Annotated in this window: 22 protein-coding genes and 2 pseudogenes; 17 read left to right on the forward strand and 7 right to left on the reverse strand. The window is 69.4% G+C overall.

What is annotated here, in order from left to right:
* From LDL48_RS32185 to LDL48_RS32235, 11 genes are all read left to right on the forward strand, one after another.
* Window positions 1–1,284, forward strand: a complete 1,284-nt coding sequence (locus LDL48_RS32185) for a YrhB family protein (protein WP_225258891.1) — start codon at window positions 1–3, stop codon at window positions 1,282–1,284.
* Window positions 1,281–2,249, forward strand: a complete 969-nt coding sequence (locus LDL48_RS32190; RefSeq protein ID WP_225258892.1) for a GlcNAc-transferase family protein — start codon at window positions 1,281–1,283, stop codon at window positions 2,247–2,249. The genes LDL48_RS32185 and LDL48_RS32190 overlap by 4 nt, the downstream gene beginning before the upstream one ends.
* A 457-nt stretch (window positions 2,250–2,706) precedes the next feature.
* Entirely contained in the window at window positions 2,707–2,925 is a 219-nt protein-coding gene (locus LDL48_RS32195) for a hypothetical protein (RefSeq protein WP_225258893.1), read from the forward strand.
* Window positions 2,922–3,425: an MMPL family transporter gene (locus tag LDL48_RS32200; RefSeq protein ID WP_225258894.1), complete on the forward strand. Its 504-nt coding sequence runs from the start codon at window positions 2,922–2,924 to the stop codon at window positions 3,423–3,425. The genes LDL48_RS32195 and LDL48_RS32200 overlap by 4 nt, the downstream gene beginning before the upstream one ends.
* Window positions 3,426–3,496: 71 nt before the next feature.
* Complete coding sequence (locus tag LDL48_RS32205) at window positions 3,497–4,204, forward strand: helix-turn-helix transcriptional regulator (RefSeq protein ID WP_225258895.1); 708 nt, start codon at window positions 3,497–3,499, stop codon at window positions 4,202–4,204.
* Window positions 4,205–4,279: 75 nt separating this feature from the next.
* On the forward strand, window positions 4,280–4,465 hold the full coding sequence (locus tag LDL48_RS32210) for a hypothetical protein (RefSeq protein ID WP_225258896.1): 186 nt from the start codon (window positions 4,280–4,282) through the stop codon (window positions 4,463–4,465).
* Between the two features lie 611 nt (window positions 4,466–5,076).
* Window positions 5,077–5,655, forward strand: coding sequence for a hypothetical protein (locus tag LDL48_RS32215; protein ID WP_225258897.1), 579 nt, complete (start codon window positions 5,077–5,079; stop codon window positions 5,653–5,655).
* A 151-nt stretch (window positions 5,656–5,806) separates the two neighbouring features.
* On the forward strand, window positions 5,807–5,950 hold the full coding sequence (locus LDL48_RS44745) for a transposase (RefSeq protein ID WP_225258898.1): 144 nt from the start codon (window positions 5,807–5,809) through the stop codon (window positions 5,948–5,950).
* A 41-nt stretch (window positions 5,951–5,991) separates the two neighbouring features.
* On the forward strand, window positions 5,992–6,375 hold the full coding sequence (locus LDL48_RS32225) for a hypothetical protein (RefSeq protein ID WP_225258899.1): 384 nt from the start codon (window positions 5,992–5,994) through the stop codon (window positions 6,373–6,375).
* Between the two features lie 747 nt (window positions 6,376–7,122).
* Window positions 7,123–8,154: a type II CAAX endopeptidase family protein gene (locus tag LDL48_RS32230; RefSeq protein WP_225258900.1), complete on the forward strand. Its 1,032-nt coding sequence runs from the start codon at window positions 7,123–7,125 to the stop codon at window positions 8,152–8,154.
* A 15-nt stretch (window positions 8,155–8,169) separates the two neighbouring features.
* On the forward strand, window positions 8,170–8,937 hold the full coding sequence (locus tag LDL48_RS32235; protein WP_504786279.1) for a transmembrane-type terpene cyclase: 768 nt from the start codon (window positions 8,170–8,172) through the stop codon (window positions 8,935–8,937).
* 98 nt (window positions 8,938–9,035) lie between these two features.
* Here the strand turns inward: LDL48_RS32235 and LDL48_RS32240 are convergent, their stop codons facing one another.
* On the reverse strand, window positions 9,036–9,257 hold the full coding sequence (locus LDL48_RS32240; protein ID WP_225258902.1) for a hypothetical protein: 222 nt from the start codon (window positions 9,255–9,257) through the stop codon (window positions 9,036–9,038).
* Window positions 9,258–9,500: 243 nt separating this feature from the next.
* Here LDL48_RS32240 and LDL48_RS32245 point away from each other — a divergent pair, with 243 nt between their 5' ends.
* Complete coding sequence (locus LDL48_RS32245; protein WP_225258903.1) at window positions 9,501–9,713, forward strand: hypothetical protein; 213 nt, start codon at window positions 9,501–9,503, stop codon at window positions 9,711–9,713.
* Between the two features lie 398 nt (window positions 9,714–10,111).
* Here LDL48_RS32245 and LDL48_RS32250 read toward each other — a convergent pair whose 3' ends face one another.
* Both LDL48_RS32250 and LDL48_RS32255 read right to left on the reverse strand, forming a co-directional pair.
* Window positions 10,112–10,777, reverse strand: a complete 666-nt coding sequence (locus tag LDL48_RS32250) for a response regulator (RefSeq protein ID WP_225258904.1) — start codon at window positions 10,775–10,777, stop codon at window positions 10,112–10,114.
* On the reverse strand, window positions 10,774–11,877 hold the full coding sequence (locus LDL48_RS32255; protein WP_225258905.1) for a sensor histidine kinase: 1,104 nt from the start codon (window positions 11,875–11,877) through the stop codon (window positions 10,774–10,776). The genes LDL48_RS32250 and LDL48_RS32255 overlap by 4 nt, the downstream gene beginning before the upstream one ends.
* Window positions 11,878–12,393: 516 nt before the next feature.
* On the opposite strand from LDL48_RS32255, the gene LDL48_RS32260 reads away from it, so the two are divergent.
* Both LDL48_RS32260 and LDL48_RS32265 read left to right on the forward strand, forming a co-directional pair.
* Window positions 12,394–13,926 (forward strand): RICIN domain-containing protein, encoded by a 1,533-nt coding sequence (locus tag LDL48_RS32260; RefSeq protein ID WP_225258906.1) that lies wholly within the window; start codon window positions 12,394–12,396, stop codon window positions 13,924–13,926.
* 54 nt (window positions 13,927–13,980) lie between these two features.
* Window positions 13,981–14,508, forward strand: a pseudogene (locus LDL48_RS32265) (sigma-70 family RNA polymerase sigma factor); the annotation flags it as partial.
* A gap of 113 nt (window positions 14,509–14,621) precedes the next feature.
* Here the strand turns inward: LDL48_RS32265 and LDL48_RS45400 are convergent.
* The 3 genes and pseudogenes from LDL48_RS45400 to LDL48_RS45410 all read right to left on the reverse strand — a co-directional run bounded on the left by LDL48_RS45400 (window position 14,622) and on the right by LDL48_RS45410 (window position 15,680).
* The gene (locus LDL48_RS45400) at window positions 14,622–14,819 is read right to left on the reverse strand and encodes a hypothetical protein (protein WP_443667684.1); all 198 of its coding nucleotides are present in this window, start codon (window positions 14,817–14,819) and stop codon (window positions 14,622–14,624) included.
* A gap of 146 nt (window positions 14,820–14,965) precedes the next feature.
* A pseudogene (locus LDL48_RS45405) lies at window positions 14,966–15,235 on the reverse strand (LLM class flavin-dependent oxidoreductase); the annotation flags it as partial.
* 7 nt (window positions 15,236–15,242) lie between these two features.
* Complete coding sequence (locus LDL48_RS45410; protein ID WP_443667682.1) at window positions 15,243–15,680, reverse strand: LLM class flavin-dependent oxidoreductase; 438 nt, start codon at window positions 15,678–15,680, stop codon at window positions 15,243–15,245.
* A gap of 168 nt (window positions 15,681–15,848) precedes the next feature.
* Here LDL48_RS45410 and LDL48_RS32275 point away from each other — a divergent pair, with 168 nt between their 5' ends.
* Together LDL48_RS32275 and LDL48_RS32280 are read left to right on the forward strand one after the other, a co-directional pair.
* Window positions 15,849–17,660, forward strand: coding sequence for a S8 family serine peptidase (locus LDL48_RS32275; protein WP_225258907.1), 1,812 nt, complete (start codon window positions 15,849–15,851; stop codon window positions 17,658–17,660).
* A 728-nt stretch (window positions 17,661–18,388) separates the two neighbouring features.
* Complete coding sequence (locus LDL48_RS32280) at window positions 18,389–18,811, forward strand: hypothetical protein (protein WP_225258908.1); 423 nt, start codon at window positions 18,389–18,391, stop codon at window positions 18,809–18,811.
* 735 nt (window positions 18,812–19,546) lie between these two features.
* Here LDL48_RS32280 and LDL48_RS32285 read toward each other — a convergent pair.
* Entirely contained in the window at window positions 19,547–20,212 is a 666-nt protein-coding gene (locus LDL48_RS32285) for a TetR/AcrR family transcriptional regulator (protein ID WP_225258909.1), read from the reverse strand.
* A gap of 120 nt (window positions 20,213–20,332) precedes the next feature.
* On the opposite strand from LDL48_RS32285, the gene LDL48_RS32290 reads away from it, so the two are divergent.
* Complete coding sequence (locus tag LDL48_RS32290; protein ID WP_225258910.1) at window positions 20,333–21,232, forward strand: zinc-binding dehydrogenase; 900 nt, start codon at window positions 20,333–20,335, stop codon at window positions 21,230–21,232.
* The last annotated feature ends 775 nt before the right edge of the window (window positions 21,233–22,007 follow it).

A 22,007-nucleotide genomic window follows, 5' to 3' on the forward strand; every position in this document is an offset into this window, starting at 1 on the left:
ATGATCGACCTTTCCTTCGCCGGCGACCTGCACCTTCTGCTCCTGCGGGCGGCCGGTCGGATCCCGGACGCCGAGCTGACGGGGCTGCGCGGGGCACTCGCCGAGGGACACCTCGATCGGTGCGCCGTGAGCCTGGCCGGCCGATTCCTGATGACCACGGCCGAACTCGAGCTACTGCGGCGGCTCGCGCCGGACATCGACCTGCCGCGGCCCGCTGCCGACCCGGTCGACGAGCCACCCGGCGCATACTTCATCCCCGTCCCACCGGGGATGCTCGGCTCCTCCGGTGTCTCCGTACCGGCGTTGCTCGACGTGACGGGTGACCCCTCCGCCGTCGACCGGTACGACCTGGCCGTGCTGGCGGCTCTTGATCTCGACGAAGTGGTGGGAGTCTGGCGGGGCTGGCGGGTGACGGTGTGGGACGACGGCGCCGCGGCGGCCCGGGTCTACGTGATCGAGTCCGCCGCGACGGCGGACGAGCTGCCAGCCGTCACCGCGGCTGCGCAGCAGGCGCTCATCGGCGAGGGCGACACTTCCTCTCAGGTCGAGGTCTACGGTCCGGGGCTGCCGCTGCCGGCGTATCAGCGGACGGCGCGAGCACACGCCGCACTCATCTGGGCTTCCGCTCCGGCCACGGCGATCCGCGTGGCGAGTCCCGGGCCCGTCGCCGTGACGGTCGACGGAGATGAACGGACCGCAGCGCTGGAGTACCTGCGCGCGGCCCCCATCATCGCGGCGACGCCGGGCACGCCGGCCGTGCGGACCGACGGCCAGTGGGTCTGGCTGGAGGCCCTCACCGAAGACCTCGACCGGCATGGCGCGCTCGCCGATCCGGCTCTGCTGGAGCACCTGCGCGCCGTCGAATACAACCTTGCCGTTGTGGACGCGGTCGACGCGCACCGGGCCCTGTCAGCCCTGCAGCACCGCGCGCCGGGTGCGGCGCCGGTCCAAGGAGCCGAAACCGGTATGGACGCCGGGACCGCTCGCGTACTGGCCGCCCAGAAACTGGTAGAGGTGCAGGATCCGGACACACCGCTGCGCCTGGCCGATGAGCCGCCGGCGGAGTACGCCTGGTGCTGGGTTTTCCCCTTCAACTCCGAGAAATGGTTTCGCACCGGCACGTTCACCTCCGCCGTGCTCAGTGGTCCGGTGGTGGTGGACAAGGACGGCGGTGCCGTGTGGATCGCGCCGTCCGCGCCCCCACTGGAGGAATGGCTCAACGGCCATGCCGCCGAGCGGGGCTTCGCCCCCGTCCCCGTGCCGGACATGCCAGATCTCTGGTGAGCATCTTCGTCTCCGTCGCGGCGTACCGCGATCCGGAATTGGTGCCGACCGTGCTGGACTGCCTGGCCAAGGCGCGGCACCCCGACGACCTGCGGATCGTCGTCAACTGGCAGCACCTGGGCGACGAGGACGTATCCGCCATCCGGGACGACCCCCGGGTCGAGATCATCGAGTTCGACGCCCGGCAGAGCCGGGGCGCCTGCTGGGCCCGGGCGGAGAACATGCGCCACTACCGGCCCGCCGACTGGTTCCTGCAGGTCGACAGCCACACGCGCTTCGCGCAGGATTGGGACGTACGGTGCGCAGCGGCCGCACTGTCCACCGGCGCCGCCAAACCGATCCTCAGCGGCTACCCCTCGATGTACGACCCGGGCAGCGAGTTCACCGGCGCCGGCGAACCCACCCGCATCGTCGGGGACGACTGGTCGGGCGACGGCATACCCACGTTCCGGCAGGAGGTCGTGCCGCAGTGGCAGACGCTCGGCCGGCCGGAGCGGGCGCGCTTCCTCGCCGCCGGCTTCCTGTTCGCGCTGGGCTCCTTCCCCGTCGAGGTGCCGTACGACCCGACCATCTACTTCCACGGCGAGGAGATCACTCTCTCCGTCCGCGCCTACACGTGGGGCTACGACCTCTTCCATCCCACCGAGGTGCTCGCGTGGCACTTCTACATCCGCGAGGAGCGCCCCCGGCACTGGGACGATCACGACGGTTCGCACGCCGGCCGGCACTGGTACGTCCGCGAGAAGGCCAGCCGGCGCCGGGTGGGCAATATTCTGCGCCACCCGGCGGTCGGGCGGCTGGCGATGGGCCCGGTTCGCCCGGCCGCCGCCTACGCCGAGTATGCGGGCATCGACTTCCACGCCCGGACCTACACCGAGCATGCCAAGGTGGGTCTCGCACCGCCGGAGCCGGTTGCGGCCGTACTCCACCATGACTCGAAGTCCGGATATTCGGTATCGCATTGAAACCAGGTGGCCTCCACGTCGTGGAAGCCCGCTGCCGGCCCACGTGCCAGAAGTTCTCATCCACAGCGGACGCCATCCGGCTCGAACGGTGCTCATCCGTCGAGCGTGGCCCCTGTCCTGTCGGCCTTGCGCGCACCGCTTCTACCAGCCTGACCGGGGCGCGGACGTCTTCTCACTCGGTGTGGACGATGACAGCCGGACTGGCTCTGCGTCGGGTGGCCGCCCCGGTGCAGGTGTGAGACGCCGACCTGGTCTCGTCCCGAACGGCGGTGATGTGACGCCGGCCGGACCGCAGTTCATCCGCCCGGAAGGGAGCGCACCGGGCGCGCCGTCCGGGCACCGTAGGCAAACGACTCCGACAGGGAAGATGACGCCGCGGTAATCGAGCGGCGACCTGGCGGAAAGACCAGGATAGTCAAGAAGCACGAGACGCCGGGCGAGTCCGATCCCGGCCGACGTGCTCGCCTCGCCGGCCTACGCCAAAGCCCGTGAGTTCACCGCCGAGGCCCGCGCGGCGGGCCTGACCGCGGCGCTTTCGGACCTGGCGATGACCTGGGATGTCGTCCGTCAGGAACTGGCCGGCACGGTCCCGGCGGCCGCGACGGTGGGCGACTCCATCCTGGGGATCAACTCCGGAGCCAAACGCAGCGTCGACGGCACGACCGCTATGCCGTGACCGCCGACCGGATCAACGAGAGCGGCGAGGTCTGGGCGACCGTCACGTTCTCCGCCCGGTGGGTCTTCCTCGCGGCCGGTTCGCTCGGCACCACCCGGCTGCTGGTGGAGAGCCGGGCCAAGGGCCTGCTGCCTGGCATCACCCCGGAGGTCGGTAGGCCGGGCCTGGAGCGTACCGTGCGGATCATCAGCGCGGCCGGGCTGCTGCGCGCGATCACTTTCTTCGCCTTCGCGTCCAGCCAGGGCTCCTTCATCCAGATGCTCGGCCTGGGTACCGGACTGGCGATCGTGCTGGACGCCACGCTGGTCCGGGGCGTGCTGGTGCCCGCTCTGATGGTCATGATGGGGCGCTTTGGCCACCTCGGCCCGAGCCCGCGGAACACGGCGACCGGAACGCGGTTCTGCCGTCCGATTCACCGGCCCCGGCGCCCCGCTGAGACCACTCCCGGCCGGACCGGTCTTCCGGTCCTCGGTGCGTACCACCAGTGGGGTAGCACTTGACCCTTCTCGGGGGGCGATCGCACGTGACCTACTCCGTTAGTTTTCCCTGGCGTCGGGGGCTCGGTGGGGACGTGCCCGAAGACGGCACCACCGCTGCCTGTCGACTACCGGGAAAGGAGTGCGGTCCAGTGGAAGGCGTCGACGTCCTGCACCGCCCCATCCGGGTCGCCGTGCACGCGACTGATCCGCTCAGCCGGGCCGGCCTGGTCGGCCTGCTGAGCGGCCGAGCCGAGGTCACCGTGGTTCGCCTGCCGGAACCGACCCCGGACGTGCTCGTCGTCTCGGTCCCGCGGCTGGGCGTGGCGTCGATCGAACTGCTGCGCCGGTTGGCCACCGAGGTCGGCGTGCCGACCGTGCTCGTCACCAGCGACGTCACCGAGAGGCAGCTCGTGGCATTGGTGAAGTACCGGATCGTGTCCGTGCTCCCGGTGGCCGCGGCCACCGGCGAGCGGTTGACGCAGAGCGTCACCGCCGCCGCGGCCGGCGGCGCCATTCTGCCGGCGCGGATGGTCGGTTATCTCATTGCGCACATCAATCACCTCATGGAACAGCGGCGCGTGATGGACCGCCGTTATCCCGGAAGCCGCGCGGGCCTGGCGCCGGGCGAGGTGGATGTGCTGCGGCTGGTGGCTGAAGGACTCGACACCGACAAGATCGCCGTCATGCTGAGTTCCTCGACGCGCGCGGTGCAGAACCGGCTGTACGTGCTGACCCGGCGGCTCGGTCTGCGCAATCGCTCGCACGCTGTGGCGTACGCGATTCGCGCCGGGGTCCTGTGACCTGACTGCGGCGTGTCCCGGTACCGATTGGCGCGGCGCCGGTATAGACCGAGCCTCGAACCGTGAAGATCGTCGATGTATACCCGCCTGGCGGGCGGGCCGGTGCACCCGGCGTGGCGGCCGCTCGGCAGCCGGCGGACGCTGGTGACGGGTGCCAGCCCGTTGGTGGACACGGTGCTGGCGGAGCTGCGTGATGCCGGCGGCCGGCACGGCGGCAGCGTCCGGCACACCGCCACGGAATTGGCCGGGGACGAGCCGTAAGACGCGGAGTTCACCCTGGCCGGCGACCCGGCCCTGGGCGAGGAGGGATTCGCACTCGGCCGCCACCGCAGGCGCCCGACCGTGCGGGCGTCCGGGCCACGCGGCCTGCTGTACGGCCTGGTAACCGGGCGGGGCCAGCGCAGCAGGTTCAGTGCCGCCAGTCCGGGGAGGTGGGTTTCCAGGGCTGTCCCGTTGAGGTCAGCGGTTATCGAGTAGGTACGCCCGATTGCCTTGGCCGCGTGCTGAAGGTGGATGTCGGCGTCGAAATCGACGACCGTGCCGTGCACGTCGCTGTAGATCGCGACGAGGTGGCGCGCTAGTCGTTCGGTCAGCGGGCTGTCGCCGGCGTCCGGACTTCCGGTTGTGTCAGCGCCGGCGGCGGTGCTGGGCTGAGACGCCAGACGATGACGGCCCTGTACTACAGCTGCGGATCTTTCAGGCGAGATGAACGCTGGGCGGTTGTCCCATCTTCGTAGGGCTGTGGGTAGCGGGTCGCCGGGCCGTCCGCTCGGTCTCGAGATCAGCGAGTTTGCCTGAAGATCAGTTCGTTGCCCATCGCAAGATCGGCCGGGTCTGACAAGTCTCTGACAACCGGACGCCACGATGCCTTCATGGATCTTCGAGCGCTGACCAGAACGTGGGGCCTTGCCGTTGCGGTGGTCGCCTTGGCTGCCCTGACCGCCTGCGGTGGCGAGCCCGAGACCGACGACAACGTCGCCACCATCGCCGGGAATGGCCCATCTGCCGCCGCGCCCGCCAAGGAGGGTGCGGGCACCGCACCGGCGGGTGGTGGAGAACGGCCCTTGATCCGGGTCGACACCTCCGAACAGGAGGTGAGCCGCTTACGTAAGGTGTGGGGTGAATGCCTGAAGGCGAACGGCGCTGAGTTCGTCAGCAACGCTGACGGCAGCGTCAAGGGTATCGAGGATCGGACGTCACCGAAGCAGAATAAGGCTCTCGCCGCCTGCGTGGCCAAGGAGCCGGAGACGGTCGTGGACCGGGCGGAACGCACCGACCCCCTGTTCAAGGACAAGATTCGCGACCAGGTTACCTGCATGAAGTCACACAAGATCGACGTCGACCTAGACCCCGAAGGGGACGGCTTTTCGTTCCCCGATGGGCTCCCGCCGGACAACGTGTACAAATTCGTCGACGAGTGCGAGGTCAAGGTTTTCGGCAACGGGGACTGACCGATCATCTATGTACTACAGCTGCGGATCACGTAACGATGTTGGTTGATCGCTGACCTGGTCGGTGGGCTTCTGTCGGACCTGGAGAAGAGGAACTGCTGGACCCTCGCGCAGCGGGCCGGGAACGGTCCTCCGGGGCGGATGCAGTCTTGTGGCCCGCTGCCACGAGGCCGGGATCCCCACCCAGGTCGGGTTCGCCACCAAGCTTGATCTCGCGGTCGAGTTGCTTGCCGAGGCGCTCGCCGCGAACGTGCCGTTCGGCTGGGTCACCATGGACGGCGGTTACGGTCAGTAGCCCAGGTCCGCCACTGGCTGGCCGCCCACGGCCTGCCCTATGTGGTGGCGACCTCGGCGGCGCTGCCGCTGGCCCAGATCAGAGTCCTGCCCGGCGCGGCGGCGATCACCCGCGCCGACGGGCTGTCGTCCCGGCTGGCCGACGGCGACTGGCAGCGCCGTTCGTGCGGTAAAGGGCAACGCTTCTGTGACTGGGCCTTCGTACGTCTCGGCGGCAACCTGCACGTCAGCGATGAGAGGCCCGCCGACGGGTTCGCCCACACCGTGCTGTTGCGGCGCTCGATCACCGACCCGGACGATGTCACCTACTTCCTCGCACACGCCCCGGATCCGGGCCCGGCGGCCACCCCTCATCCGCATCGCCGGGGCCCGGTGAAAGATCGAGGAGAACAGCGAGCAAGGCAAAGATCCCATCGGCATCGATAAGTATCAGGTCCAACGCGCCACACTGCACCGCGACACCGCCACCAGCACCGGTAACCAGACCACCGACCTGGGAAGAGCAGGAGCCCAACGACAACCCGCCCGGCAGGCCCCGACTGGCTGAGTCCGGACCTGCTCACCTACACCAGCGTCGCCGACATCCGGAATCTACTCGCGCAGACCGTCCTACACGCCCGCCACGGCAGACTGCACAGCCTGCGCTGGATCGCCTGGCGCCTCAAACATAAGATTTGCGCCCAATCAGCCACTACCAACGCCGCGGGGGACCCGCTACCAACAGCCCTACAAAATGGGCCAACCGCCCAGCGTTCTTGACGGCCACGGCCACGGGGTCTGCGAGTAGTGAGGAGTTCGGGTACGAGAAAGAGACGGGTGTTGGCGGCGGCGCTGATTGCTGGCTTGTCCGCGACGTGGCCGGCGCCATTGAGGGAGCCTGAGAGACGAACAGCTTGTGGGCGTAACCGTCTACGACCTCGGGACGGAAGGCGGCGGCCTTGCCCCAGTCCTAATAGGAATTTTTTAGGTCGGGACGGGTTGGTGCATTGCGGGCAGAAGCCGAGCCAGGTGGCGAGTTGGTATTGCAGTTGCCGGAGATGCCCGCGGTAGTGCCTGCTGTACCCGGCTTCGGGCGACTACGGGAATGCCGGCGGGGCCAGCGACTGGTGTGCTGTTCGCACCGATCGCCGCCCCGGCGCTTCTCAGGAGATTCAGGTGCTCCCAGCAACGATTGTGCCCGCTACGACCGGCCCGCGTGCCTTCGTTCGTCGTCATGCCCTGGTCACGTTCTTCGTCCTGGCGTACGGGCTCAGTTGGCTGGCCTGGCTGCCCTACGTCCTGTCGGAGAACGGGCTGGGACTGGTCGCCGTGCGCTTCCCGGAGCTGCTGGGTTCCGACCAGTTCCTCGGTGTCCTGCCGGGAGCCTACCTCGGCCCGGTCACCGCGGCGTTCATCGTCACGGCGGCGGCCGAGGGCCGGATCGGGCTGCGGCACTGGGCGAGCCGGCTGACCCGTTGGCGGGTCGGCTGGCGCTGGTACGTGGGAATCCTGACCGCCGTCCCCGTCGCCGTCACGCTCGCCACCTTCGCCGCTCCCGGTGCCGCCAGCCAGGCCCGCATGCCGAGTGCCGTTGTGCTTCTCGGGTATCTGCCGATGCTGCTCGTGCAGTTCCTGACCACCGCCGTCGCCGAGGAACCCGGATGGCGTGACTTCGCCCTGCCGCGGTTGCAGCGCCGGTACGGCGCCGTCGTCGGGACGGTCGTGCTCGGGGTGTGGTGGGGCGTGTGGCATCTGCCGCTGTATCTCACGCTCTGGGGCGGCTTCCCGGACGTGACCTGGTGGCAGCCGATCGAGTTCGTGGCCGCGTGTGTGCCGCTCAGCATCGTGATGACCTGGGTGTTCAACCGGACCGGTGAGAGCGTGCCGATGGTGATGCTGCTGCACGCCAGCGTCAACAGTGTGTTCTCGCTGGTCTGGCCGCAGATGTTCCCGCAGCTGACGGCGCGCGACAGCGGCCATGTCGTCCTGCTGTCGGCGACGGTGGTGGCGCTTGTCCTGCTCGGTGCCACTCGCGGCCGGCTGGGGCTGGACGGCGTGGGCGCCGGCTCCGGGGAGCGCACCGTCCGCTGGTCCGCGAGGTATGACGGTGGGCCGGGGCCGGCGGACGTGTGCCGGATGGCTGATCAGAACGGCAGTCGGGTACGCCGGCCGACCGACGTGAACGGCAAGCGCGGCACGGACCGGCTGTGGAATGCGACGAACTGAACGAACGGCGGCGCCATGACCGGTCTTGTCCCCGTACTGATGCTGACCTCCGGCATCGCCTGGACGGTGGTCTACGTCGAGGCGATCCGGGTCGGCCGGCGGGACCGGACATATGCGATCCCGGTACTCGCGCTCACCCTGAACTTCGCCTGGGAAGCCACGTACGCCGTGGTGCACCTGACGGCCGGGGTTTCGATGCAGGGTGTGGTGAACCTGGTCTGGGCACTGGCCGACGTCGTGATTGTGCACACCTACCTGCGGTACGGTCGGCGTGAGCTGCCGGCGACCGTCACCCGGGACATGTTCGTCGGCTGGAGCGTCTTGGTGTTCGGCGCCGGGTTCGCCGTCCAGTGGCTGTTCCTGGCGCAGTTCGGGGCGCGCTACGGCGGCGCGTACTCGGCGTTTCTGCAGAACGCCCTGATGTCGGGCCTGTTCATCGCCATGTTCGTCGGACGTGGCGGGCTGCGCGGTCAGAGCATGCTCATCGCGGTGGGGAAATGGATCGGCACCCTGGCGCCGACAATCGTGTTCGGGGTCCTGTTCGACCTGGGGTTCGTGTTGGGCCTCGGGCTGCTGTGCTGCGTGCTCGACCTGGTGTACATCGGTCTGGTCCGGTCGGCGGCTCGTCGACCGGACGGGCGGACCCACGTAGCGGATCCGCCCGTCACTCGCCGGGGTGGCGGCCGGTCAGGCTTGGATCTCCAGCAGGATTCCCTTTCCGGTGCCGTCGTCGTCGATAACCATGACTCCGCCCAGGTGCGGCGTTCCGGGCTGGAGCTGTGACCAGCTCACCGTGACCGCCAGTTCCGTACCGCTGGTAAAGGTGTGCTCGCGTGGGGACACCTCTAGGGTGGTGTCTCCCTGCCGGAGCGCGAAGGTGTTCAGGGTGACGTCCTGCTCGATGCGGTTCCCGGACAACCCCGCTGCACCAGGTACACGTCAAAAGTGCCGCCCGTGGTCAGCGTCACCCCGCGACCGGTGGCCGACCCGGTGCTGACGCCGATCCTTCTGCCGTCCTGGTACACCATCAACGCGATGTCGGCGCCGAGGGGCAGCTCGTCCACGCCAAGCGAGAACCGGGTGAGGAAGGTGTTCGGCGGCACGGTGATGGTCCGCTTCGTGCCCCCCGGGTCCCTCGGTGGGCACGTCCTGGTTGAAGTCCTCGCTGACGCCGGCGACCGTCAGCCGGTCGACCGTGGGCGCGACGGGACCGTCCCCGAGCACTCGCACCTTGCCGTCATACCCAGCCGCACCGGGATCGTGACCGAGCCGGTGCCACCGGTGCCGCGTACCGTCTGCGGCGCGGCCATCTTCGTCGGCCGCACCGAGAGCGGGCTGCGCACCGAGTGGCCGCGCAGGTCGCTCCACGTGATCGCGCCGGACCCTTGTTGTTGCAACGGATCGGGGCACTCTCGCCGGCGTCGCAGGTGCCGTTCCACTTCGCTGCGACGGTGGCCGCGTCCGGGCGCGGCTCGGGCAGGCTCGCGAAGCTCGGGCTCTCCGGCCAGAACCCGCCGTCGATGACACCGATGATGGTGCCCTCGCCGGCGCCCGCCTGACGACCAGAACCAATCCGGGTGCCGGGCCGCGGCTTGGTCGCGGGGATACCGTCGGTCCCGCCCGCGTAGGAGGCGAGCGGGGCGTCGGCCAGCTGCACGATGTACCGGGCTGAGTCTCCGGCCGCCGTGGCCGACTCTGCACCGGCTCCGACGGGCACCGCCGTCGTGACCAGGGCAACGGTCGCCACGGCGGCCGTCAGCGAGCCGGCTCGGCGGCGTCGCCCACAATTGACGAAGACAAGACCGGTTTCCTCCGCGTGGTTGCACTGCCCACCGGAGGTGGACGTGGAAAGGATGGTGGGAATGCAACGGCACGCTAGGGATCTTGGTGGTTCGAGGGAAGGGTGGATGGGGGCACCGACCGTGCCCCCATCCACCTCTGCGGTGTCCGGGAAGAGCTATTCCCCGGGCACGACCAGTCCTGTCTCATAGGCAGTCACCACGGCTTGGGCCCGGCTGCTTAGCTTCATTTTGTGCATGATCCGTTTGACGTGCGTCTTGACGGTCTCCTCGCTCAGGTGCAGCTGCTGCGACACCTCGAGATTGGTCAGTCCGCGGCCGACGAGCCTCAGCACCTCGCGCTCCCGCGCCGTCAGCTTGGCGAGTGCGGTCTCGTTGCAGGTGCGGGTCAGGTGTTGTTGCGCATGGCTTTCCACCAAGCGGCGGGTCACGCTCGGCGTGATGAGCATGCTGCCCTCGGCGACCACCTTGACCGCGGAGATGATCTGCGCTGGTGGGGTGTCCTTGAGCAGGAATCCCGCGGCGCCGGTGCCGAGTGCGGTGTAGATGTACTCGTCGACGTCGAACGTCGTGAGCATGATGATCGCGGGTGGTTCGTCACCGGCGTTCTGCAGGATCCTGCGCGTTGCGGTGATCCCGTCCAGCACCGGCATCTTGATGTCCATGAGGATGACGTGCGGGCGGGTCTCGGCGGCCAGTGCGACGGCTTGGGCGCCGTCGGCCGCCTCGCCGACGACGGTCAGCTCGGGTGCGAGGTCGAGCACGGCCAACAGCCCGGTACGGGTCAGCGGCTGGTCCTCGGCGACGAGTACCCGAACCGTCATCGGTCCGTACCGGTGGGCAGTCGCACGAGCACGGCGAAACCTCCACTGTCCGATGGGCCAGCGGCGAAGTCGCCGCCGCACAGCTCGACGCGTTCACGCATGCCGCGGATCCCCTGCGACAGTGGCGACGCCGGGGATGCAGGAGCGCCGATGCCGTCGTCGGTGACGCTCAGGGTGAGCGTCGTCGTGCCGTAGTGCACGTTGACGCGGGCGGTGGCGGGACCGGCGTGCTTGAGGACGTTCGTCAACGACTCCTGCAGCACCCGATATGCGCACATGTCGATCTCTGCCGGAAGCTGTCGGACCGCACCGGTGACCGCGACGTCGACCGGATGGCCGGGTGCAGACATCTGCTGCGCCAGCTCATCGATGGCGGCCAGCCCGACCGGCTGGTTCCCGGAGTCAGCACCGTTGATCTGCAGAACCTGAAGCATGCGCCGGAGGTCGGTCAGCGCGCTGCGGCTGGCGTCTCCGGCCGCCTCGATGGCGCGCCGAGCGGAGGAGGGGTCCGCCTCGAGTTTGTGGGCGGCCACCCCGGACTGCATGGACACGACGGACATGTGATGCACGACCACGTCGTGGAGGTCCCGTGCGATGCGTGCCCGTTCCTCGGCGGCGGCCCCGGCGGCCTTCGCTTGGAGCATCTCGATGCGGCGGGCGCGCCGCCGGGTGGCTTCACCGAGCATCCAGGCCCCCGGGAGGAAGAGTACCGACCCCGCCAGACGAGGCCAGTCGGTCGCAGGCATGAGCTCGTTGTAGCAGACCATCGTCACCACCACCATCGCGGCGGCGCAGACCAGCGCTGTGACTCTCGCGGTACACAGCGTCGCGACCGTGAAGACGCCCACCAGGACGGTGATTCCACCGCTGAGGATTTCGCCGTACCCCAACAGCCAGTAGATCAGCAGTGCGCTGAGGATGACGGTGACGGTGGTCACCGGAGCGATCTGCCGCAGGGCGACCGGTGCCGCGGTGAGCACCGCGAGCGTGCCGGTGATCCAGCTGAAGTTCTGCTCCTGCACGACCACGACGAGCGGGAACACGGTCAGCATGGCCGCCAACAGCCCATCGAGCCAGGACACTCCCACACGCAGACGCACGGCAACACGGTAGGCGGGCTCACCAACAGCGCCGCACCTACCCCCTAGGGGGTAGCCGACTACCACCCGAACGGCTTCGAATGACCGTTTCAGGGTGACGCCCGGAGCCGCCCGGCAACCTACCGTCGGATCCGGCCTGACAGCGTCTCCGGCGCCGTTCGGCAAGTCGAGTACGTCTACTGGACGGGGAACCACATGGCAGGCGGGAACGCGATCCAGCTCTACCGTCGGTACCTCGCCCTGGGCCGGGTTTCGATGCAACGTCTGAGCGAGCCTGCGAAGCACCCGATGCCGGGACAGGAAAACCGCGGGCAGGTCCCGGACGTGCGTGGTGACGGCTTTCCTCCGGTACGCCGTCTGCGTTACGTGGAGGACCACGGGGCAGGCTAGCCGGCACCGATGAGCGGGTGACACGTGATTGCGGGCGCCGGGTGGCATCTGTGCCGGACTGCCACGGTGCCCCGTCTCGGACCCGGGACAATTTCGCTCAAGAACGCCATGCGTGGGGTGTGCCTAATGACCGCAACAAAGCCGGAGGTACGACGCCGTCTGACGGCCCTCGTCCGGCGCCGCATCGACATCGCGGCTGCGGCGGTACTACTGGCGTGCGGCGTGACGCTGTTTGCCGTCGGCGGACCCTCGATCGCCGATCCCGACGCCCTGGCCGGTGAGCCGGTCCCGGCGGCGACGGGGTTCCAGCCGCGGGCGACGGACACCGGCGGGTCGGTCGGCGTCGGCGGGCTCGACACCTCCAGCTGGCTGCAGTGGCGTCCACGGGTCAATGCCGCACGTGCCGACCGGCGCGCCAACCTTCCCCCGCTGGGCCGTCAGACGTGTAACGCGGTCGGCGAGCTGCGTGCGGCCGGGGTGCAGGGCGACCTGTGGAAGGCGGCGGTGGCCGCCGGGAAGGCCGGCCTGCCGACGGCGATCAAGGCCCGCGGGATTCCGTCGGGAGCGAAGCGGTACGTGGACAAGGTGGTCGCGTACGCCCTGTGGTATGCGAAGCAGGACGTGTTCCGGCCGGACAGCCGTCGTGCGCAGGCGGTGACCGTCCGGGCCGAGCCGGTCAAGGTGCGTGACGAGTACGTGGCCAGTGTGCGCGCGGCCGGGCGGCTGTGCCCGACGATCACGCCCGCGCGGGTGGCGGCCCAACTGATGGCGGTGTCGCGGTTCGATCCGAACCTGCGTTCCGCCAACGGTGCGGCCGGCATCGCCCAATACTCCCCGGAACTTTGGCAGCGGTACCGGCTGTCCCGCACTGCCACGGTGTGGGAGCCGAAGGACGCGATCCCGGCGCTCGGTGCCGCCATGTGTGACCTGGTGGGTCAGCTCAGCGGTCTGAGCGGCGGCGACCCGTACGTGCTGGCGTTGGGCGTCTACCAGTGGGGGATGCCGGTCATCCGCGGAGCGAACGGCCTGCCCCGGGTCAACATTCCGCAGCTCGGGCTGATCGCGCCGACGCTGGTGGGAAGGTATGAGCAGGACCGTCGGCTGCGCCCCGCGCCGTCGGTGAACCCCGCCGCAGCGACCAGCGTGTCGGCGCCCGCCCCGCTGTCCGTCCCCTCGGCCTCGGGGCCGGCCTCCGGTCCGGCGGCGGCTGCGGCCGCGAGCGCAGCCCCGAAACCCGGAGCGAAGGCGAAGGCGGACGCCGAATCCGAGGTGACGCTGCGGTACGAGCCCGGTGCGACGTACCGGATCCGGAACGTCTGGGCCGGCCCCGTCCTGGAGCTGCGGTTGACGCCCGCCAAGTCGGTCAAGTACGTGGTGATCACGAACACGTTCAGCGGCAAGTCGCTGGGCATCCGTAACGCCACCAAGGGCGATCACGGCGAACTGGTCCAGCTGAGTTCCAAGCCGTCCGATCCTCATCAACAGTGGGAACTACGGGACGCGGGTGACGGCCAGGTACACATCATCAACCGCAACTCCGGCAAGGCGTTGGAAATCATCGGCGACGACATCGGACCCAATAAGGACGGCACATTCAACGGCGTCCGGATCAACCGGTTCCCCTGCAGCGGGACGAGGTCGACCACCGCTAGGTGCTGATCCGCTCATGAGCGAACGAACGTACCGGATCCGGTCTATTGAAACGGTGGCCGTGTGAAACAGCTGAACCCTTCGGCGCGAACCGCCCCGACCGGGCCGGACCATCCCGCCGATCCCGAAGCTCTCCGGCACCTGCACCAGGTGCACAGACCGCTGCTGCTCAGCTTCCTCACCCGGCTGACCCGGGGAGACGTGCACCGAGCCGAGGACATCGTCCAAGAGACCCTCCTTCGGGCGTGGCGTAATCCCAAGGCCCGCAACGCCGACGGCCAGTGGACCCGGCCATGGATCTTCACGGTGGCCAAGCGCATCTTCATCGATCAGGTGCGCGCCGCGGACATCCGCCCGGAGGAACTGGCCGACGAGTACATGGACGCGCACGCCACCCCGGTGGAAGACCCGTTCGATCGGCTGCTGGACGCGCAGGTGGTGCGGGCCGCGCTGGACAGCCTTCCCGACCGGCTGCGGCGCACGATCGTGGAGATCTACTTACACGGTCGGAGCCTGAGCGAGACCGCCGAGTTGCTGAACGTCCCGGTCGGGACCGTCAAGTCCCGCACCTTCTATGGCCTCCGGGCACTCCGGGAGCAGTTGCAGGCGCACGGCTTCGAGGCGCGAGGCGGAAAGGCCACGGCACGAACAGAACAGTCCCGCGCGGCGGCGTCGCACGGTGCTCACGAGCACAGTAGCGGCGCTCAACCGGTGCCGGCCGGCGTCGACGCCACCGGGCCCGATGCGGGCCGGTCGGCCCCGAACTCGCGGCGCAGTACCGGCACCACCTCCTCGCCCAGCAGATCGAGCTGCTCCAACACGGTCCGCAGCGGCAGACCGGCGTGGTCGACCAGGAACAACTGCTGCTGGTACGAGCCGGCATACTCGCGGAATCCGAGCACGCGGTCGATGACCTCCTGCGGACTTGCGACGCTGAGCGGTGTGGAGGCGACACACTCCTCCAGCGTGCGCCGCCGTAGCCGCGCTCACGGTCGAGGTACGGCCGGAACTCCTGGACCGCATCCTGACTGCGACGGCGCAAGAACACGTGGCCGCCGAGCCCGACGATCGCTTGTTCCGGATCGCCCTGGCCGTGGTGGGCGAAACGCTCGCGGTACGCCGCCACCATCCGCCGGGTGTGTTCCGGCGGCCAGAAGATGTGGTTGGCGAAGAAACCGTTGCCGTACCGGGCGGCCCGCTCCCCGACCTCCGTGCTGCTCACCGCGGCGTGCCAGACGAACGGTGGCGTGCCGTTCAGCGGCCGTGGCGCGGAGGTGAACGACTCCAGCGGGCTACGGAACCGGCCGGTCCAGTCCACCGCCTCCTCACGCCAGAGCCGGCGCAGCAGCGCGTAGTTCTCGTCGGCCAGCCGCCTCGCTCTCGTGCAGGTGCCGGCCGAACAGGGGGCACACGGGTGCGCTGCTGCCGCGACCCACTATCAGATCGAACCGACCCCCGGCGAGGTGCTGCAGAACCGCGTAGTCCTCGGTGATCCGTACCGGGTCGTTGGTGGTGATCAGGGTGGTGGCGGTGGACAGCATGAGCCGCTCGGTGCGGGCCGCGACGTAGCCCAGCAGGGTGGCCGGCGACGAAGCCACGTACGGCGGATGGTGATGCTCGCCGGCGGCGAACACGTCCAGGCCGACCTCCTCGGCCTTCACGGCGATCGTCACCATCGCCGCGAGGCGTTGCCCCTCCGACGGGGTGCGACCCGAAACCGGGTCCGGCGTGACGTCGCCGACGCTGTAGATACCCAGCTCCATGCGGCCCTTCCGGCAGGCGTTGAGGGTACACCTCCTTCGACGGCGGGGGATCGCACAGGTTCACCGGCTCGCCGGCAGACGTCTGTGCCGGGCATGAACTTCGCTCGTGCCCCCATCGTCTGGTTAGCGGGAACTGCCGCTGGTAACGACAAAAGCGAGAAGAAGCCAATGTCTTGGATCACCCGGTCGGTACGTCGCGTGGGGCTGGCCAGCTGTGCGCTGGCGTGGACGGTCGGCCTGACCGCGGGGCCCGCGGCGGCCGCAGACGAGGACTTTGTGAAGTACTACACGGTGACCTCGTCGTACCACGGTGCGCCGGAGAATCTCACCGAGATCGCTACCCGGTTCCTCGGCTCCGGCGACCGCTCGGCCGATCTGTTCAACCTCAACACCGGCCGCCGGCAGCCGGACGGCGGGGTGTTGCTCGACCCGCAGCAGCTGACCGCGGGCTGGTTGCTGGTCCTGCCCTACGACGCGGTCGGCAGCGGCGTGCAGTACGGCGTGCTGCCCGACAAACCGTCGTCGAGCCAGGTGACGAAGGCGCTACCGGCGCCGAGAGCAGGCACGCCCGACCGGGGCACCAAAGGGCGTACCGGTGCCCCCGCGACGGAACCCGGCAGGACGACGTCCGACGGCGGACGGGTACCGTCAGGCGCCGAACTGGCGCAAGCCGGAAACCTTCCGGCGAGTCCGCCGCCGAAACCCGAGGCGGGCAAGAAGGGCGAGTGCGCCCGCGCCGCCGCATCGAGCGCCAAGTCGGACTGGGCCACGCTCCGCCTTGCGGCGGATCAGGCGTGGCCGCACAGCCGCGGCAAGGGCCAGCTCGTCGCCGTCGTGGACTCCGGTGTCGACGGGCGGCTGCGACAGCTCAGCGGTCACGTGACGGTCGGCATGGACATCGTCGGTGGCAGCGGTCGCGGCGACGTCGACTGCCCCGGCACGGGCACGGCCATGGCCGCTCTCGTCGCCGCGCAGGGCAGCGCCGGCCAGATGCGCGGCGTCGCCCCGGACGCCACCGTCATGCCGGTTCGTGTCGTGACGAACGGCACCAAGGCGGCGCCGGCCGCCGCCGCCGCCGCGATCAGCGCCGCGGCGAACGCGGGTGCAACCGTGGTCGCGGTCGGCTCGTACGTCGACACCACCGACGCCGGCGTGGTTAAGGCGATCAACGATGCCCTCCGCCGCGACGTGGTGGTGGTGCTTGGCGCCCCGCTGAAGGCACAGCCGAACAATCCGGACGCGCAGGTCGGCGACGGCTCGTTGCGGGTCGGCGGGATCAGCGCCAAAACCGAGACTGCTGCCGATTACCGTTCCGGCGCGGTCGACGTTGTCGCGCCCGGCGTCAATGTCGGCAGCATCGGCATCACCAGTGTCGGCGCCGTATCGGGGACCGGCACCCAGTACGCCGTCGCGTTCGTGGCGGGTTCTGCCGCCCTGGTCCGCGCTGCGTACCCGGACCTGAACGCGAAGCAGGTGGCGCATCGCGTCCGGGCGACCGCGCGCAAGCTGGCCGACGGCTCGCAGCCGGACGGCCGGTTCGGCTGGGGTCTGATCAATCCTGTCGCGTCGGTGACCAAGGTGCTGCCCGAGGAGTCCGCGCCGCGGCCGGAGACAGCGACAGCGGCAGCGGGCAGGTTCACGCCGGCCGCGTCCGGCGGCCGCACCACCTTGGTGGTCGTGGTGGCGCTGGTCGCGTTGGCTGCCGCGGGTCTGCTGATCTTCCGGGTCAGGCGGATGTTGACCGACCGGCGCTACGACCCCGACGAGCCCGAGCCGGACGAGGTTTCCGACGACGACCCGAACCCGCCGTCGGTGGCTGACCTACCTGCGATGCCGCGTCCCGCATCGACGCCCGTCACCGCGGACGACGGCGCCGCCGAGCAGCCCGCCACGGACCGGGCGCCGGACTCCGACCAGTCCATCGAAGACAGCTCCTCGGCCGGCACGAAGTCCCTGTCCGGAGGGTCCCTCGCACAATGACCGGGAACCGCGAGGACCGTGGGCCCACGGCGGTGGTGATGCCGGGGTCCGGCGTGCGTACCCCGTCCGCGGCGATCGCGCAGCGCAGTGAGTTCGTCCGTGCGTTCGTCGAGTACGCGGGGGACAAGCCGGCCAGTGAACGGCTGACGGTCCGCTGGCCCACGCTCATCACGGTCACCGCATTGGTGGCTGTGGGTGCCGTCGTGGTGGGCATATTCTGGAATCTGATCGACCCGCTGCAACCGGGGGAGAAGGGCGCGCGGAAGAAGGCCGTCCCAAAGCGCGGCCGGCATCTTCGTCGCCGAGAACGCGGCCCCGCTGTTGGAGGACTGCGAGTCACCGGGACCGGCGGCAGGGGCCTCGCAGTCTGGGCCGGTGCCACCCCGGTGATCCGCGGACTGTCGGTCAGCCGGTGCCAAAGAACGGCCTGTACTTCGGGCCGGACGCACACGGCCGGGTACTCGACGCGGACGTGTCGCGCACCGACTGCCCGGCGGTGTACGTCAGAGCGGGCGCCGACCCGGAATTCGTCCGCTGCCACGTGCACGACGCCGATGAAGACTTGAGCCAGGCCGAAGATGCCCGGGCCACGTACGACTCGTGCTGGAGTTCCGGCGTGGCCACCGCGACGCTGCCCTCCGCCGAGGCGGGCGCCGCCGTCGCCGGACCCGCGCGGGCCGGGCCGCCCCCCCCCCGCGGCGCCCGGCCGGCCCGCCCCCGACGGCGCCGTGACCGCGCTGGGCGACCTGCTGAGGCAACTCGACGGGCTGGTCGGGCTCACCCGGGTCAAGCAGGATGTCGGCACGATGGTCAAGCGCGTGCAGATGGTCAAGCGGCGCAAGGTGGCCGGCCTGTCCCCGCCGCCGATGTCCCGCCATCTGGTGTTCGCGGGCAATCCCGGCGTACGCGCTGGCGCCCGAGGGACAGGGCACCGACTTCGGCCAGGAGGTCATCTCCACGCTCGTCAAGCTGATGGAGGACCATCGCGAGGAACTGGTCGTCATCGTGGCCGGCTACCCGAACAGATGCGGCACTTCATCTCCGCCAACCCGGGTCTGTCGTCGCGGTTCGCGCGCAAGGTCTTCCAGCAGATGACCGAGCAGCACGCGGGCCGAGTCACCGCACTCGCCGATCCCACCGACGAAAGCTGAGCACCCTGGAGGCCGAGGACCTTGCCCGCATCAACGTCGACGTGCGCGGCTGAGGAGGACCGATGACCAAGCTGGCGTTCCACCGTCCGGCCCGGCTGCTGGTGCCGGAACTGCCGAACGAGACGGCCACCCTGCCCACGCCGCCGGAGGAACCCAAGGAGAACCCCACGAACGGCGCCTGGACCCTGCTGATGCCGCTGCTGAACAGCGTCGGCATGGCCGCGTACATGGTCACGTTCGGCCGCCCGGCGCTGATCATCATCGACGCTGGCCAACCCGGCACCAGCCCGGCTGTGGTCCATCGCCACCACCCGGCACCGAGTTTGCGAGCGGCGCCAAGCCGACGCCGACTTCCTGCGCATCCCGCTCGGCTGCGGCGCGGTGCGCCTCGCCACGTCCATCCGGATGGACGACCGGATGGACCCGCTCAACGAGTACGACTAGGAGTCCACGCAGGCCGCCGAACGCTTCATCGAACGGATGGGCCGCGTCGACCGGCAGCCGATGGTTCGATTATCTGCGGGACTGGAACCGGATGCTGCGCTCAGGGAGGACGCGGCGGAGATCCGACTGAAGTCGAGCGCGGCACATTGAGGAATCCGGGATCACGAATGACCCGGGAACGCGAGGGCAGTAGGCGCTGGTCCTGCGCGGTCTCGACGATCCGGCCTGGGAACAGGACGGTTACCCGGTCGGCGATCTGCCGCAGCACCGCGCGGTCGTGCGGGAAGACCATCAGGCATGGTCTGCCGGGGCGACAGCAGCGAGGGTGAGGATGCCGGGGATCGCCGCGAACGCGGCACGGGTGTCCGTGGCCAGTTGGTCGGCGGTCGCAGCCTGCGGCCGGGTGGCCCAGGTTTCGAGTCCGCGGTGGAACGCGGCGACGAGGATGTCCAGCGCGAGCCGGAGCCGGAGGTCGTGAGACGCGAGACTGAACCTGCGGTGTAGGACGTCGAGCGCGGCGCGGACGGTGACGTCGCAGAAGTACAGGCAATGAGCTTCGATCGCTGGGGTCTTGCCGGCCAGCTGCGTGCAGAGCAGCAGGCGGTGTGCCCAGTCGCCGGCGTCCATGGTCTGCATGGCGGCGAGCACGCTGTCCTGCAACGCCTGCAGAACCGGCCGGTCCGGAGAAGCCGGCCGGAGTTCCAGGTCATCAATGAATGTTCTCCAGAGGTCCTCGTAGGGCGCCATCGCCACCTCCTCCTTGCTGGCGAAGGTGCGAAAGAAGGTGCGTTTGGAGACCTCGACGCGGTCGCACAGCTCATCGAGCGTCACGCCGTCGAAGCCTCGACGGGTGAACAGGTCCAGAGCGGCGTCCGTCAGCGCCTCGCGCGTGCGCTGTTTCTTGCGCTCCCGCAGCGGCGGGCGCGGATCGGGGGAGTGCGAGGACGCGGTGGCCATGATGCGATCCTACCGAGAGACATGTGCCACTTGCAGGCGAATGCCACTAAGTGGCATCCTCTCGATCAGTAGTCCGAACTGAGAGGCGCTGCCATGCAAGCTCTACTCGTCGATCGCTCCGTGCCCGGCAATCTCCGGCTCGGCTCAGCACCCGACCCCCTGCCCGCCGCCAACGAGGCCCTGGTCCGGGTAGTCGCCAGTTCCATCAATCCGGGCGACCTGTACCTGGACAACGCCCCAGAGGGAGCCGTGCCCGGCTACGACGCCGCCGGGGTGGTGGAGCAGGCGGCCGCGGACGGCTCCGGTCCGGCCGTCGGGACCCCGGTGGTGACGCTGGGCTTCGCCGGTGGGTGGGCGGAGTTACGCGCAGTGCGAACCGACTGGATCGGGGTGGCACCGGAGACCGCCGACCTGGCGGCTCTAAGCACGGTGCCGGTGGCCGGCGCGAGCGCGTTGCGCGCACTGCACAGGCTGGGCCCGATCATCGGGCGCCGGCTGCTCGTGACCGGTGCCACCGGTGCGGTGGGCCGGTACGCCGTGCAATTGTCCCGCCTCGGCGGTGCACACGTTACGGCTTCGACGAGCGACCCGGACGCCCACGGCGGGGAACTACGCGAACTGGGTGCACATGAGGTGATCCAGACCCCCGAACAGCTTGACCAAACGGTGACCGGCGTCATCGACGTGGTCGGCGGGGAGACCCTGGTGCAGGCGTACGACAAACTCGCCGAACACGGGATCCTGGTGTCGGTCGGCCACGTCAGCAGCGCGGGGGAACGCTTCCCCGTCTTGGCCTTCTCCGGCCACGACGGGCGGAACAACCGCTCCATCACGTCCTTCTTCCTGGGCGCCTGTACCGGGCTGTCCGCAGACCTGACGTGGTTGGCCGCGCGGGTCACGGACGGCACGTTGACACCGCGCGTCGCCAGGCGCGACAGCTGGAAGGACGCCGGCGGCACAATCCGGGCGCTTACCGAGGGACGGATACACGGCAAGGTTGTCCTCGCCATCGGCCAGTAGTCGCAGCGAACCGGCCGATCGATGAACCGGACGAGGACGCCGCGTCCGCCAGCGGTGCCGCCTGAGTGCGGCTACATCCGCACGTCCTGGCGTCTGCGGATCGCCAGCTGAGGTCGGACCGATGGGTGCCCTTCATCGAGGGGTGATCGTCAGACGATGCTGGGTTGCCGCCGACGAAGCGAACCCTCCGCCGGCGGAAGCTCTGCCTGTGGCACCGACAACCCCTCCGAGTTCTCTACCGGTCGGCCTCAGTCGCTGGATTGTGTGCTGCTCCGGCCTGTTCTACGTCGCGGACGTGGAGGTCGGGCCGTACGCGGAGGTGTTTGGCGCGGTGTCGCAGCCGGTAACGCGCGTCGGTGAGATCGGGCGGGGGTTTGCTGTTCTCTGCTGCGGTATTGCGGGAGCGGATAAGGGCCGGTTGAGGGCGATCCCGTCCGGCCAGGCGGTGACCGTCATGTCGTACTCGCGAAGGTAGGCCGCCACCTCGGTGGGTCGCTGGCCGAAGAGGTCCGGGGCGCTGATGGCGGTCGCGTCGGACGGCTGGAAGCCCTCGATGATCGCTCGGATGCTGCCGGAGGCGAGTTCCGGAGGGAGACCTGCAGGATCATCAGTTGCGAGTAGTGTAGTCAGTGCGGTCTTGTCGGCCGCCGCCCTAGACCCCGGCGTGTGCTGTACCACGCTGGAGGGGGTAGGCCATTACCACTGACTCACCTTCCAGCTGCACCGCGGTAGTCGTCTGCGCCGCAGGGCGGCAGTCGTGAAACCTGTTGATGCG

The organism is Jidongwangia harbinensis (assembly GCF_020216025.1).
Lineage (GTDB): Bacteria > Actinomycetota > Actinomycetes > Mycobacteriales > Micromonosporaceae > Actinoplanes > Actinoplanes harbinensis.

Excerpts from the sequence above, each read along its gene's own strand:
- LDL48_RS32185 (WP_225258891.1), top strand. The coding sequence starts at position 1 with ATGATCGACCTTTCCTTCGCCGGCGACCTGCACCTTCTGCTCCTGCGG.
- LDL48_RS32210 (WP_225258896.1), top strand. The coding sequence starts at position 4,280 with ATGTATACCCGCCTGGCGGGCGGGCCGGTGCACCCGGCGTGGCGGCCG.
- LDL48_RS32215 (WP_225258897.1), top strand. The coding sequence starts at position 5,077 with ATGGATCTTCGAGCGCTGACCAGAACGTGGGGCCTTGCCGTTGCGGTG.
- LDL48_RS32235 (WP_504786279.1), top strand. The coding sequence starts at position 8,170 with ATGACCGGTCTTGTCCCCGTACTGATGCTGACCTCCGGCATCGCCTGG.
- LDL48_RS32250 (WP_225258904.1), bottom strand. The coding sequence starts at position 10,777 with ATGACGGTTCGGGTACTCGTCGCCGAGGACCAGCCGCTGACCCGTACC.
- LDL48_RS32260 (WP_225258906.1), top strand. The coding sequence starts at position 12,394 with ATGACCGCAACAAAGCCGGAGGTACGACGCCGTCTGACGGCCCTCGTC.
- LDL48_RS45410 (WP_443667682.1), bottom strand. The coding sequence starts at position 15,680 with ATGGAGCTGGGTATCTACAGCGTCGGCGACGTCACGCCGGACCCGGTT.
- LDL48_RS32275 (WP_225258907.1), top strand. The coding sequence starts at position 15,849 with ATGTCTTGGATCACCCGGTCGGTACGTCGCGTGGGGCTGGCCAGCTGT.
- LDL48_RS32285 (WP_225258909.1), bottom strand. The coding sequence starts at position 20,212 with ATGGCCACCGCGTCCTCGCACTCCCCCGATCCGCGCCCGCCGCTGCGG.